Origin of the sequence: Aminivibrio sp., from assembly GCF_016756745.1 — a bacterium.
Taxonomy (GTDB): Bacteria; Synergistota; Synergistia; order Synergistales; family Aminobacteriaceae; genus Aminivibrio.
The window spans coordinates 38,402-50,883 of sequence record NZ_JAESIH010000044.1 but is presented as its reverse complement, the minus strand read 5'-3'; the positions used below and the strand labels follow the sequence as shown (position 1 = coordinate 50,883).

The window sequence follows — 12,482 nt, the reverse complement described above, 5'->3', positions numbered from 1 at the left end:
AGAAAACGGCTTTGTTCACGGGGGTGCTCTTCGTCTCGCTCGTTGTTCTTGGGAGCAGAAGCGTCAAGGACCGGAGAAGGGTGACGAAGTCACTTCTGGACCGGATTCGGGGCCGCTGGAACGTTTCGGCCATGGACCTCGGGCCTGACGGCAGCAGGTCCGACGTCTTTCTTGGTGTTTCCGCCGTTGCATCGGGTGCTTCCATGGCGGAAGAACGGCTTGAAGCGGTCTTCTCTTTTCTGTGCGGCGAGGAGGAATCCGGGGAGTTTTCCATAATTCATCACTGGCGCGAGGTAACCTGCTATGACGAGCTTTCGGATGCAAAGAATCAACAAGCAGATGCAGAGAGAGATTTCGCTTCTTCTGGAACTGCGGGTGAAGAATGAAACGGCAAAGCATGCCGTTATTACTGAAGTGGACTGTTCCCGTGACCTGGAGAACGCCAGGGTGTATTTCACCACGGTGGATCCGTCCATCCGGGACGATGTGAAAAAATCCCTGGACTCCGCGGCAGGGGCTCTGCGGACGATGCTGGGCAGGCAGCTCGGCCTGAGGCAGACCCCCGCCCTTTCATTCCACGTGGACACCAGCGAGGAGTACGGCAGGATGATGGACCGGCTGCTGGACTCGCTGAAGACCGACGAGCCGGATGAACCGGAGGAAAGGGACGACGAAAAAGAGGACTATCCGGAAAGCGAGGAATGACCATGGAAGGGACTGTTCCCCTTTACCGGTGTGAAGAGACGTCAAAAATAATTCCGCTTCTTGCGGGTGCTTCCCGCTGGATTCTGCTTTCGCACACCAAGCCCGACGGCGATACTCTCGGATGCGGGAGCGCCCTGTGGTCCGTGGCCCGCTCCCTGGGAAAGGATGTTGTCTGGGGAGGTCCGGACCCGGTGCCGGAGAGTTACATGTTTCTTGCAGGGACTGACAGTTTCATTCCCGGGCTGTTGGTGGGTGACCTGTGTCCCGACCGGGACAGCGCGGTGGTGGTTCTTGACACGTCCACGGCTGCCCGTTCGGTCGCAGACATTTCCGGCCTTTCCGGCGACGTTCCTGTTGTAAATATCGACCATCACCAGGACAACGAAGGTTTCGGAACTGCCGTATGGGTGGATCCTTCGTCGTCCTCCGTGGGGGAAATGTGCTGGCTGCTCCTCCGGAGCTGGGGGGTTCCTATTCCTTCCGAAGCGGCGGAAGCCCTGTACACGGCCATAGTCACCGACTGCGGCAGCTTCGCGTTCTCCTGCACCACGCCGAGGACGCACCAGGTCGCTGCGGACCTTCTTTCGCTCGGCGTCGCTCCTGAAAAGATCGACCAGCTGATTCGATGCAGCCGGACCATGGGAGGGCTCCGTCTTCGAGGACGGGCCCTTGAAAGAGTGCTGTCCGTCGATTCTTTCGCTGCGCTAACCTGGATCGAAAAAACCGATTTTCGGGATACCGGCAGCAGTTCCTCCGAGACGGAATTCCTGGTGAACGAGCTTCTCACCGTCAGGTCCGTCTCCTTTGCCGTTCTCTTTGTGGAGGATGACGATTGCGTCAGGGTGAGCCTCCGTTCGAGGGGTGCCCTTTCCGCCTCGGAAATAGCCCACGCCTTCGGCGGCGGCGGGCATCCCCAGGCGGCGGGATGCAGGCTTCCTCTTCCCCTGTCTGAAGCCGTCAAAACACTCACCACCCTTTTGGAGGAAAAAAATGACGCTCTGCGGAGTGCTTCTGATCGATAAGCCGGAGGGAATCCGCAGCACGGCCTGCGTGGCGTCGGTTCGCAGGCGCCTTGGAAAAGGGATTAAGGTCGGGCACGGAGGAACCCTGGATTCCACGGCTGGAGGTCTCCTGGTCCTCCTTGTTGGAGGGGCGACCCGGACAAGCAGCCTTGTTATGGGGCTTCCGAAGGTCTACGATGTTCGTTTCCGGCTGGGAGAAGAACGGACCACCGACGACTTTTCCGGGGACACTGTTTTTTTGGGGCCCGTTCCGCCGGATGCCGGCGACAGGCTGACCGCCCTTCTTCCTTCCTTTCTCGGAACCCGCCTCCAGACACCTCCCGATATTTCAGCAGTCCGGGTCAACGGGGAAAGGGCTCACAGAATCGCCCGCTCCGGTGAAAGCCCGGCTATTTCGTCCAGGCCGGTGCACATCTCGTCCATCCGCCTCACCGGGGAAGACGGCGACGGCCGCACCTTCGCCCTTCGCATACGGTGCCGTAAGGGGACCTACGTACGGAGCATCGTCCGGGATATCGGCAGGGCGCTGGAATGCGGGGCATATGTCCTCTCCCTCACACGACGTTCCATAGGGCGCTTCCGGCAGGAAGATGCCCTTACCTTTGGCAGGCTGGAGTCGGGAGAAACGGATTTCCCGAGGGACATCAGGTCCCTTTCCGAACTGGCAGTCCAGTATTATTCTTTTTCATGTGATTCCGGAACGGACATCGCCCTACTTGCGGGGAAGACCGTTCCCCTTTCATGCCTTGTACCTCTTTCTCCGGGAGACGGCGACCCCGGGGGGAAGGCCATCGTCCTGGGAGAGAGGGTGTTCAGTTGGGGAACCCTGCTGCCCGGCGGACTGTATGAACCCAAGATGAACATTCCGCTGGAGGGGAATCGATGATCCTGATCCTCGGCGCTTTTGACGGTTTTCACCTTGGTCATCGCCGCCTTCTCGAGATTGCGGCAGCCATGGCCGGGCGGATATCACCGGGAAATGCCGATGACTGGAGCGTGGTCACCTTTTCCCCTCACCCGAGAACCGTGATTAAAAACAGGGAAATTCCGGTTCTTTTCACCGAGCCGGAGCGGGATGTCCTTGCCCGCTTCCTCCATATACCGAGAACGGTAAAAATACCCTTTACCCCTGAAATTGCCGGGATGCCCCCGTCGGATTTTCTGGACTATCTGGAAGAGTTGCTTCCGGTTACGGGCATCGTGGTGGGGAAGGACTTCCGTTTCGGTAGAAACAGGGAAGGCGATACAGCCTTCCTCCGGGAAAGGTCGCGGACGAGGGGATGGCTCTTCGAGGAAGCCGAACCTCTCTTCATCGACGGGGAGAAGGTAGGAAGCAGCTCGATACGGAGCCATGTGGCCCACGGATCCGTTGCCTTGGCGAGGCGTCTTCTGGGGTACCCTTTTTTCTTCGAAGGAACGGTGGTGCCGGGAGACGGGAGAGGGGCGAAACTCGGGTTCCCCACGGCAAACGTTCATTATCCCCCTGAAAAAGTGATGCCGAGGAGAGGGGTGTACTGCGTATCGGTGTTTGTGGACTCCAGATGGATGCCCGGGGCCCTCAACGTGGGAGTGAACCCCACCTTCATCCATGAAGACCGGGGAATACGGGCGGAAACGCACATTATCGGCTACAACGGGTCACTGTACGGCAAAAAAATTGCTGTTTTTTTCGAGGAGTTTCTCCGGGACGAGGAAAAGTTTGATTCGCCGGAGCAGCTCGTTACCAGAATGAAAGAGGATGTCCTCCTGTCCGGAAGGTTTTTCAGTGAAGCTGCACATGAAGGGAACGATATTTACGAGCAGCTTGGGAAGGTTCTTCGAGGCTGAGAAAGACACCGCGGGAAGAGCGGTGCCCGCAAAGAACAGCAGGGATTGTTGTTCGTGACAACTGCCCAGGCAAGTCCCGCGGCTCCCTGCGTTCACCGGTTGCCTGGCTGTGAAACCGACATCCGTGTCGGTTTCTCTCACCTCAGGCGCCCTTCCCCAGGGGATTCATCCGCAAGGAGCGCGGAGCGAGATCTCTTCGCCCCCGGGGAGGGCGAATTCACCTTATGCCCGGCGACACTCCCTCTGCCTGAAAAATTTGCGGATTGGTTTCCCTTCGGCTTGAATTTTTGCCGGAGGGATGGTACTATTTCCCCTGTTCACGGAACAGGGGCATGCGGCAGGCTTTTTTGCCCTGAAGGAATGAATGCGGGCCTGTAGCTCAGAGGATAGAGCGACAGCCTCCTAAGCTGTAGGTCGGCCGTTCGAATCGGCCCAGGCTCGCCATTTTCCCCCCTTCATCATGAAAGGGAGACGGAGTGAAAGCCCATGAAGAAAACCTTTTTCAAAAGGATTCTCGTGGTCTTTCTTTTGTTGTTTCTCCTGTACCTCCTGGCGGCTCCCTCCTACCTTCTGAAGATTTCCCTGGACAGAGGCGAAGATGTCTTCTGCAAGGACGTCCCTCCCGGGTTTCCCTTTATTCTCAGGTTCATTCACTCGGTAGAGCAAACTCCCGTGGAAGGAGAGTACATGGTGATGGGGGGACGAATTCGCCAGTGGGAAGAGCGCATCCGGTCACATAACGCCGGTCTGCCCGCTGCCGCACCAGAGAACGGCCGCTTTATTCCTGGCAAGGACTGGATGACGGTTCAGGGCGGCGGAGCGTTCTTTCTCTCTATACGGTACCGTGTCGGGGACAGTTCCTCGGGCAGAAATATTCTCATCATAGACGGCGAAGAGCTAGAATTATTCAGACTTTTCCCAGGCAGGGTTCTGCTGATTCGGGCTGAAAGGATGAGCATCGCCGGCAGGCTGCTGTCCGGGTTTTTCTGAGTCTCCCGATTCCGCTGCACGGGGCTTTCTCGATGCTTTGCCGGAGCTTTGCCACGGAAAGAACTTGGGCAATGCTTTTGTGGGGATTTTTTCCCCATTATGCTAAAATAACCTCGACTTTTATGCCGTCCTCTTGGCACAAGGGGACGGTTTCGCCTATTACACAAGGGGGTAGCTGCATGAATACGGATTACAAAAAGACGCTGAACCTTCCTGAGACTGATTTTCCCATGAGGGCGAATCTCGCGAAAAGAGAACCTGGGTTCCTTGAATTCTGGAAAGAACGGGATATTTTTGGACAAGTGCTGAAAAACAGGGAAGGCGCTCCATCTTTTGTGCTTCATGACGGCCCCCCGTACGCCAACGGCCATATTCATATCGGCACCGCCTTCAACAAGATACTGAAGGATTTTATCCCCAAGTTCAAGGCCATGAAGGGGTATTATGCTCCCTACGTTCCCGGCTGGGATACCCACGGCCTTCCCATCGAGCTTCACGTTCTCAAGACGCTGAATGTGAACAAGGATACCGTGGACCCCGTTTTCCTGAGGGAGAAGTGCACTGAATACGCCCTCAAGTTCCGGGACGTGCAAAGGGAGGAGTTCATCCGCCTCGGTGTCCTTGGAGACTGGGAAAACCCCTACATGACCCTCAAGCCCCAGTACGAGGCGGCCCAGCTCGGGGCCTTCGCGGAACTGGTAAAGAAAGGGTTCGTCTACAAGGGGCAGAAGCCCGTATACTGGTGCATCGACTGCCAGACGGCCCTCGCCGCAGCGGAAATCGAATACTGGGACGAGACCTCTCCGTCCATCTTTGTCGCCTATTCTCTCCCCGGGGCCGGTGAGATTCACCCCTCCCTCTCGGGGCTGGACGTGAATGTCATTGTCTGGACCACCACGCCCTGGACGCTTCCTGCAAGCATGGCGGTGGCCGTCGGCGGAGAACATGAGTACTCCTTCTTTCGCTCAGGAGATAAAGTATACCTCTTCGCAAAAGCTCTTCGGGAGAGCGTGGAAAAAGAGACGGGGCTTTCCTTCGGGGAGGAAATCCTGACGCTCAGGGGACGGGAGCTCGAAGGGAAGAAAGCGGTCCACCCTTTCTATCCCGAAAGAGAAATACTCATTCTTCTCGCTGATTACGTCCTTCTCGACATGGGAACGGGATGCGTCCACACCGCTCCCGGCCACGGCGTGGAGGACTACGAATCCGGCGTGAAATACGGCATTGAAATCTACAATCCCGTGGACGACAAGGGGTATTTCAAGCAGGGAACAGGGCTGGTGGACGGCCTCTCGATCGAGGAGGGATCGGAAAAGATCTTTGAGATCCTGACGGAGAGCGGAAGACTTCTCGGCCGGGGCTCCATTTCCCACTCCTACCCGCACTGCTGGAGGTGCAAGAAGCCCGTCATCTTCCGTTCTACCGACCAGTGGTTCGTGTCCGTGTCGGATTTTCGCGCCGAAGCCCTCCGGTGCATAGAGGAAGACGTGCGCTGGATTCCTGAATGGGGCAAGGAGAGAATCTACAATATGGTTCGCGACCGGTCGGACTGGTGCATCAGCCGACAGAGGATCTGGGGCGTTCCCATACCTGCATTTTACTGCAACGGCTGTGGGAAGCCCGTCCTCACTGAGGACCGGATTCTTGCGGTACAGAAGCACGTGGAGAAGGAAGGCTGCTCCGCCTGGTGGAGCAAGACTCCGGAAGAGCTCCTCGGCGACCTCTGCTTCTGTCCTCATTGCGGCGGCAAGGACCTTACCAAGGAGAAGGACATCATGGACGTGTGGTTCGATTCAGGCTCGAGCCACGCTGCCGTGCTCAAGGTCAGGCCGGAACTCAAATGGCCCGCCGACATGTACCTTGAGGGAAGCGACCAGCACCGCGGCTGGTTCCAGACATCACTTCTCACTTCCGTGGGGATGTATGGCAGGCCGCCCTACGAGCAGGTGCTCACCCACGGATTCATTGTGGACGGAGACGGAAAGAAAATGTCGAAATCCGTGGGGAACGTGGTCAGCCCCCAGGAGGTTATCAACGAGTACGGGGCGGACATCCTGAGGCTGTGGGTGGCCTCCACGGACTACCGGAACGATATCCGCATCTCCAAGGGAATCATCAAGAATTTGAGCGAATCCTACCGGAGAATCCGGAACACTGCCCGGTACCTCCTCGCCAACCTGAAGGGGTTTGACCCGGAGCGGCACTCTGTTCCCCTTGAAAAGATGACGGAGATGGACCGATGGATCTTGCAGAAGCTCAACGGCATCATCGAGAAGGCAAGCCTGGCCTACGACGACTACGAATTCCACGTACCGACCTTCGCCATCCACCAGTTCTGCGTAAACGAGCTCAGCGCCTTTTACCTGGATTCAAGCAAGGACAGGATGTATGCCGACGGAACCGATTCCCTATCGAGGAGAAGCGGCCAGACGGCCATGTGGCTTGTCCTTTCCGCAGTTATCCGTATGCTGGCCCCGGTCCTCAGTTTTACCGCCGAGGAAGTCTGGCAGGAAATGCGGAAAATAGCCCCCGGGCTTCCTGAAAGTATTTTCCTCTCCGATTGGCCGGCGACTTTTGCCGTGGCCGAAGGGAAACAGCTCGAGGAAAAATGGAGGAAAGTTCTCTCCGTACGGGCGGCCGTGAGCCGTATTCTGGAACAGGCGAGAAGCGCGGGCATCATCGGCCATTCGCTGGACGCACGAGTGGAGGTTGAGCGGAAAGGAGCTCCCGATGCCGCCGCCCTTTTCTCCGACGAAGATCTCCGGGTCTTTTCCATAGTCTCAGGCTTTCGCTGGGTTGATACGATCGGTGACATGGCGGTGGTCCGTGAAGATGAAGAAACAGGTATCCGTGTCGGCGTGGATAAAGCCGCAGGAGAAAAATGCCCCAGGTGCTGGCAGTATACCGATGAAGGCGACGAAAACGGGCTTTGTCCGAGGTGTGCGGCAGTCCTTTCCGCCTGAGGCTGCCGGTCGTTCTTTATGATGGAGGATCTTTTTCCCGCCGCTTCTTCTTTACCGGAAGACGGCGGGGAATTTTCCGAAAGTGCCGGAAACGTAACGGAAACCATTACTGCCGGAGAGGAATACCGGGGTATTCGTCTTGATGTCTTTCTTTCCTCCAGACTGGGGATTACCAGGAATTTCGCCAGAAAGCTCGTGGAAGACGGAAATGTCCGGCTTCTTCCGGAAAAGAAAGCCAAGCCGGGGATGAAATTGGTCCCGGGGATAACGGCGGAAGTAACGCTTCCGCCTCCGGAGTCTCTCGATCTGGAGCCGGAGGAGGTACCTTTCGATGTGGTCTACGAGGATCAATGGCTGATCGTGATCGACAAGCCGAGCGGGGTGGTGGTCCATCCCGCCCCGGGAAACCGTCACGGAACCCTTGTGCATGGGCTGCTTCACCGTTTCCGCCATTTCGGTTCCTTCAACAATGTCCTCCGCCCGGGGATAGTGCACCGGCTTGACGCATCCACGTCAGGACTGCTGGTGGTCGCCAGGGAGCAGGAAATTCTCGAGAACCTGCAAACACAGTTTCGCCTGAGGGAAGTCCGGAAACAGTACCTTACCCTCGTGCACGGCAGGGTAAAAACCCCGTCGGGGCGAATTGAGGCCCCCATAGGACGAAGCCCGTCAAACAGGCTCCGCATGGCTGTGGTAGAGGACGGAAAGCCTGCACTCACCGAATTTCGAAGGCTGTGGGTCCACAACGGGTTTTCCTTTCTGGAGTGTATCATCGCCACGGGCAGAACGCACCAGATCCGGGTCCACCTGAGTTCCATGGGGCACCCCATCGTAGGTGATGCGCTTTACGGTGCCGACAAAAAACAGGCAGCTTCCGCAGGCAGGGTTTTCCTTCACTCCTGGAAGCTCTCTTTTCTTCATCCGAAGACAGGGAATCGGCTCTACTTCAGATCCTGTCTTCCAGCTGCCTTGACCGGGCAGCTTCGGGAAATTCTTTCCACCTGTCAGGACTGACCATGATCGTCCTCGGGTGGACATACGTCACGTGGGCGATGGCGCTTCCAGGGATGGACCGGACGTTTTTCTTTTCCGTATAGTCCACCTGGACTTTTCCCGAATTCTTCGCCCTGCTGAACCACGCTGCGAGGGAAGCGGCTATTTCCACCGAGGAATCTGCCGGTACTGTCTCCTTCCCAGCCGTCTTGAGAATGACGTGGGCCCCCGGTATTTCGTGGACGTGGAACCAGAGATCGGCCGGAGCGGCAATTTTGAAGGTGACGTGCCGGTTCCCCCGTGCGTTCAGGCCGATATAAATGAGATCTTCCCCGTTTTCCAGCCGGATATGGGGCGGGGGGGGCGTCTTTTGCTTCCTGCCTCCCGTTGATCTTTTCGGGGCGAGCCACTCGAGGATGTCCCGGGCCGATACCGAAAGAAGGTCCGGATCATCGATGGATTCCAGTGCCTCCAGCTGTTCTTCAAGCTCGCGGATACCCTCGTCGATGGCCACGATGGCCTTCTTCACGGCTTCCCTGTCAACTTTCCCCTTCTTGTATTTCCTGAAATACCTCTCGGCGTTCTGGGAGGCCGTGAGCTTTTCATCGAGGGGAACCAGGATGGGTTCTCCCGTTTCCCAGTCCTGCAGTTCAATTTCCGCAGCCCGAGGAGGCACCAGGTCGCCTGCTGCAAGAAGTAGATTGCCCATCTTCAGGAATTCGCTTCCCCGTTCGGAAAGGCGAATCTGGTTCTCCAACCCTTCCTTGTGCCGTTTTCGGCTCCTGATTTCCTTTTCAAGGGCCTTTTTCACTTGCGAGAGAATCCGTTCCCTCTGTCCGAGAAAATAGGAAAAGAGCACTTCCTCCCCGCACCGTTCCAGAAGAGGCCCTGAAAGCACCTCGCAGGAAGGGAGCGGTTCGGGAAAAACGGTAAGAAGAGTTCCATGCCGCTGAAGAAGGAGACCCCGTTCCTCCCCGCTGAGAAGCCGTGCCAGCATTCCGTTCCAGCAGATCGCCGGTCGGCTGTCCCAGCAACGGGCCAGGAGTCCGGAAAGTCCTTTCCCTATGCCCCTGAGTCCCCTCAGATCTTCAGGTCCCTTAAGTTCCCCGTTTTCCTCAAGGCTTTTTCCTTTCAGGGGCGGAGGGGGAGTGTAGACAATGCCGGGAAGAATCATCCTGTACCGGTTCATGTCTCCGTGAATATGCTTTGCCGGTTCAAGGATGGTATCCTTTTCGTCCAGGATGATCAGGTTGCTGTTTCGCTCCGTTCCTTCGAAGACAAGGGACAGCCGGACTGGAAATCCTGCCCCCACAATGCGTTCTGCGCGGAATATGAGGACACGGTCACCGTTCAACTGGTGTACCGACAAAATCGTGGCGTTCTGGAAGTTTCTTCTCAGGGCCTCGCCGAAGGAAGACCGGGATCCCCTCGTTTTTTTCAGGGAGGCGACGCCTTCATCTCCAACGAGCCCACAGCCGTAGCTCCCGGAATTCCACGAGAAGAGAAGCCACCGGTCCTTTCCGGAGGAGAGCCGGAACGCGGCCCATGTATCCCCTGTTTCTATTTTTCCGATCCGGCACGGAAGGACCGTTTCTTCAAAGGAGCGCGTCATGGCCGTAAAAAGTTCCGGTCCGAAGGACACTGTGCATCACCTATCCCGACTGTTTTGATTTGAAAATCTTAGATTATCTCACCTTACGGCGCTTGACAAGTCGGCTTCCGCTCATTACAATAATCGCCGTTGGTCTGCCGGGGCTGTAGCGCAGAGGGAGCGCGCTTCCTTCGCACGGAAGAGGCCGGGGGTTCGAATCCCCCCAGCTCCACCAGATTTTGCTGTTGCGGTTTCGGTAAAAGTTGGTTAGAATATCGGGGCGTAGCGCAGTCTGGTTAGCGCACCTGCTTTGGGAGCAGGGGGTCGAAGGTTCGAATCCTTTCGCCCCGACCAAGACGCAAAGGTGCGGGAATAGCTCAGTTGGCTAGAGCGATGGCCTTCCAAGCCGTAGGTCGCGGGTTCGAATCCCGTTTCCCGCTCCACTATTCAAGCGCCTGTAGCTCAGCCGGACAGAGCAACGGCCTTCTAAGCCGTGGGTCGCGGGTTCGAATCCTGCCGGGCGCGCCAGTGATAGCATGGTGAGCGTAGTTCAATCGGTTAGAGCACTGGACTGTGGCTCCAGATGTTGGGGGTTCGAGTCCCCTCGCTCACCCCATTTAATAATGAGCGCCCGTAGCTCAGTGGATAGAGTCACAGACTTCGGATCTGTTGGTCGCGGGTTCGAATCCTGCCGGGCGCGCCACTATAGACAGCACACAAAATATGGACTGTTAGCTCAGTTGGTAGAGCAGCTGACTCTTAATCAGCGGGTCGTGGGTTCGAGTCCCTCACAGTCCACCAGAAATTTTAGCAACCGTATAGGATTAGTGATTGCAAGCCTTTACGAGATTGCTTCAAAATATAAAGGGACACTTACTGGTACAAAATTGGTACACCAGGGAGTGTTCCTTTTGCTTATTTCTCTACCTCATATCGTCCGACGCAACAATAAAATCTACTATCGCCGGGGGGTTCCCCAGTCGCTTCGCCATCGCTACAAATGCCGTGAGATTAAATTCTCGCTCTGCTCTGCAGACTTATTTTCTCAAATGCTGCCGAAGCTTCAACGCGTGGCTATCATGTCCTTGGAGGAGGCTTTTGCCTTGAAGACCCGAAATGACAGGCAAAAGAGAAATGAAGAAGTTTTGGTCCACATGGTCACCGAATCTTGGGATACCCTTGCCGGTACACTTTATCGCGACCCCCCGGAAAATATTAATCCTGCCAGAAAAGCCGTAATGGAAGCCATTGCAAAAGTTTTTAATAAAGAAAATGAAAGGCAGAAGACACTCGGGGAAACCGTCGAGGAGTATCTTCAGTCTCCTCCTGGGAACAAGGGGCCGAGCGCGCTCAAAAACATGGCAGGAATACTCAGAGAGTTTCTGAACGTCATGGGAAATCATGGTTCACGACCGGTGAAGGAAATAACTCGTACTGATGTTGCTGTTTATGCCGATTGGCTGAAGCAATCGCAACTCGCTGATAAGACCAAGAGAAACAAGATCATGTGGGTATCTCAGTTTTTCTCCTGGCTGGATACATTTGAATACAATACACAGCACCTGGAAAAGATATTTTCGATTTTCCCCGGAAAGAAAGCCTCGGCGAAAAAGCAGGGCAAATCCTTTTCTGTTGACCAAATCAGATCAGTAACAAAACATATAAGTCAGTTTAAGGCATTCAATGATAGCTGGAAGGGCAGTGACCTGAGGTGGCGATACTGGATGTTTCTGATGTGCCTTTTCCAGGGTTGCCGTGTCGGAGAAGCCGCACAGCTGCATCATGACGATATACTTATTTACGAAAAAATCCCCTGCATATCGATCACGGAGGGGTTCGAGAAAAGCGTCAAAAACCGGGAATCCAAACGTTTGATTCCTGTCCACCCATTTGTGTTAGAACAGGGTTTCCTGGAATATTGCATGGACAGGAAATCACGCTTGTCTGCCGGACAATGCTGCAACCATCCTCACCGGCTCTTTGATGTTGGCTGGCATCCCGTTAACGGCTGTGCACAGAGTGTATCTCGCTGGTTCCGCGAATCGTGTTTCCCGGAAATCAAGGTTAGCGGACTTGCTCTATCGGATTTACGCCACACCTGGGAAACTAAAGTCAGCTTACTCCCGCTATCCGACCACGAGAAAAGAATTGCGGCGCGCATCAGCGGGCGAAGAGTTGAGGTACAGGGAATTCCATCATCAACGCTTGCTGTAATGGCGAGGCATTACATTACGGATGATTATCCCCCCGATATGATGCTTCCGGTATTGAAAAAAGTGACCTTCTTTTAAAAGATGAACTGGTCTTCCCCGAAATTGACGCGCTTTCATTAGTGTCCGCCAATTCCGGGGAAGGTCATACTCTATTTGAGGCCGTGAATAATCCGGTTAT

At 55.8% G+C, this 12,482-nt stretch carries 10 protein-coding genes, 8 tRNA genes and 1 pseudogene; 18 read left to right on the top strand and 1 reads right to left on the bottom strand.

Going from position 1 to position 12,482, the window contains the following annotated elements:
- The first annotated feature begins 11 nt into the window (after positions 1–11).
- The 9 genes from JMJ95_RS06175 (at position 12) to JMJ95_RS06135 (ending at position 8,521) form a co-directional block, all read left to right on the top strand.
- On the top strand, positions 12–386 hold the full coding sequence (locus tag JMJ95_RS06175; RefSeq protein ID WP_290683668.1) for a DUF503 domain-containing protein: 375 nt from the start codon (positions 12–14) through the stop codon (positions 384–386).
- Complete coding sequence (gene rbfA / locus JMJ95_RS06170; RefSeq protein WP_290683666.1) at positions 304–705, top strand: 30S ribosome-binding factor RbfA; 402 nt, start codon at positions 304–306, stop codon at positions 703–705. Before JMJ95_RS06175 ends, rbfA begins: the two co-directional genes overlap by 83 nt.
- Positions 702–1,727 (top strand): bifunctional oligoribonuclease/PAP phosphatase NrnA, encoded by a 1,026-nt coding sequence (locus JMJ95_RS06165; RefSeq protein WP_290683664.1) that lies wholly within the window; start codon positions 702–704, stop codon positions 1,725–1,727. The genes rbfA and JMJ95_RS06165 overlap by 4 nt, the downstream gene beginning before the upstream one ends.
- Positions 1,696–2,613 carry a tRNA pseudouridine(55) synthase TruB gene (gene truB, locus JMJ95_RS06160; protein WP_290683661.1) on the top strand — a complete coding sequence of 306 codons (918 nt, stop codon included), beginning with the start codon at positions 1,696–1,698 and terminating at the stop codon, positions 2,611–2,613. Before JMJ95_RS06165 ends, truB begins: the two co-directional genes overlap by 32 nt.
- Positions 2,610–3,554, top strand: a complete 945-nt coding sequence (gene ribF, locus JMJ95_RS06155; protein WP_290683659.1) for a riboflavin biosynthesis protein RibF — start codon at positions 2,610–2,612, stop codon at positions 3,552–3,554. Before truB ends, ribF begins: the two co-directional genes overlap by 4 nt.
- Positions 3,555–3,922: 368 nt before the next feature.
- A tRNA-Arg gene (locus JMJ95_RS06150) sits at positions 3,923–3,998 on the top strand.
- Between the two features lie 42 nt (positions 3,999–4,040).
- A complete protein-coding gene (locus tag JMJ95_RS06145) occupies positions 4,041–4,544 on the top strand; it encodes a DUF1850 domain-containing protein (protein WP_290683657.1) in 504 nt (167 codons plus the stop codon).
- 179 nt (positions 4,545–4,723) lie between these two features.
- Complete coding sequence (gene ileS / locus JMJ95_RS06140) at positions 4,724–7,507, top strand: isoleucine--tRNA ligase (RefSeq protein ID WP_290683655.1); 2,784 nt, start codon at positions 4,724–4,726, stop codon at positions 7,505–7,507.
- Between the two features lie 18 nt (positions 7,508–7,525).
- On the top strand, positions 7,526–8,521 hold the full coding sequence (locus JMJ95_RS06135) for an RluA family pseudouridine synthase (protein ID WP_290683654.1): 996 nt from the start codon (positions 7,526–7,528) through the stop codon (positions 8,519–8,521).
- On the opposite strand, the gene JMJ95_RS06130 is transcribed toward JMJ95_RS06135, so the two are convergent.
- Positions 8,454–10,112 (bottom strand): NFACT family protein, encoded by a 1,659-nt coding sequence (locus tag JMJ95_RS06130; protein ID WP_290683652.1) that lies wholly within the window; start codon positions 10,110–10,112, stop codon positions 8,454–8,456. The two genes, JMJ95_RS06135 and JMJ95_RS06130, sit on opposite strands and share 68 nt — an antisense overlap.
- A 139-nt stretch (positions 10,113–10,251) precedes the next feature.
- Here JMJ95_RS06130 and JMJ95_RS06125 point away from each other — a divergent pair.
- The 9 genes and pseudogenes from JMJ95_RS06125 to JMJ95_RS06090 all read left to right on the top strand — a co-directional run bounded on the left by JMJ95_RS06125 (position 10,252) and on the right by JMJ95_RS06090 (position 12,382).
- Positions 10,252–10,326 (top strand) — tRNA-Ala (locus tag JMJ95_RS06125).
- Positions 10,327–10,367: 41 nt separating this feature from the next.
- Positions 10,368–10,445: transfer RNA gene (locus JMJ95_RS06120), tRNA-Pro, on the top strand.
- Between the two features lie 12 nt (positions 10,446–10,457).
- A tRNA-Gly gene (locus JMJ95_RS06115) sits at positions 10,458–10,534 on the top strand.
- 8 nt (positions 10,535–10,542) lie between these two features.
- Positions 10,543–10,619, top strand: a tRNA-Arg gene (locus JMJ95_RS06110).
- A gap of 11 nt (positions 10,620–10,630) precedes the next feature.
- Positions 10,631–10,707, top strand: a tRNA-His gene (locus tag JMJ95_RS06105).
- A gap of 11 nt (positions 10,708–10,718) precedes the next feature.
- Positions 10,719–10,794 (top strand) — tRNA-Arg (locus JMJ95_RS06100).
- A 22-nt stretch (positions 10,795–10,816) separates the two neighbouring features.
- Positions 10,817–10,892 (top strand) — tRNA-Lys (locus JMJ95_RS06095).
- Positions 10,865–11,104: pseudogene (locus tag JMJ95_RS13925) on the top strand (hypothetical protein); the annotation flags it as partial. The gene JMJ95_RS06095 and the pseudogene JMJ95_RS13925, both read left to right, overlap by 28 nt.
- A 90-nt stretch (positions 11,105–11,194) precedes the next feature.
- The gene (locus tag JMJ95_RS06090; protein ID WP_290683650.1) at positions 11,195–12,382 is read left to right on the top strand and encodes a hypothetical protein; all 1,188 of its coding nucleotides are present in this window, start codon (positions 11,195–11,197) and stop codon (positions 12,380–12,382) included.
- Positions 12,383–12,482 lie beyond the last annotated feature (100 nt).

What these genes read in the sequence shown, in the direction of transcription:
- JMJ95_RS06145 (WP_290683657.1), top strand. Translation starts at nt 4,041, where the DNA reads ATGAAGAAAACCTTTTTCAAAAGGATTCTCGTGGTCTTTCTTTTGTTG.
- JMJ95_RS06165 (WP_290683664.1), top strand. Translation starts at nt 702, where the DNA reads ATGACCATGGAAGGGACTGTTCCCCTTTACCGGTGTGAAGAGACGTCA.
- rbfA (WP_290683666.1), top strand. Translation starts at nt 304, where the DNA reads ATGACGAGCTTTCGGATGCAAAGAATCAACAAGCAGATGCAGAGAGAG.
- JMJ95_RS06130 (WP_290683652.1), bottom strand. Translation starts at nt 10,112, where the DNA reads ATGACGCGCTCCTTTGAAGAAACGGTCCTTCCGTGCCGGATCGGAAAA.
- JMJ95_RS06135 (WP_290683654.1), top strand. Translation starts at nt 7,526, where the DNA reads ATGATGGAGGATCTTTTTCCCGCCGCTTCTTCTTTACCGGAAGACGGC.
- ileS (WP_290683655.1), top strand. Translation starts at nt 4,724, where the DNA reads ATGAATACGGATTACAAAAAGACGCTGAACCTTCCTGAGACTGATTTT.
- ribF (WP_290683659.1), top strand. Translation starts at nt 2,610, where the DNA reads ATGATCCTGATCCTCGGCGCTTTTGACGGTTTTCACCTTGGTCATCGC.
- truB (WP_290683661.1), top strand. Translation starts at nt 1,696, where the DNA reads ATGACGCTCTGCGGAGTGCTTCTGATCGATAAGCCGGAGGGAATCCGC.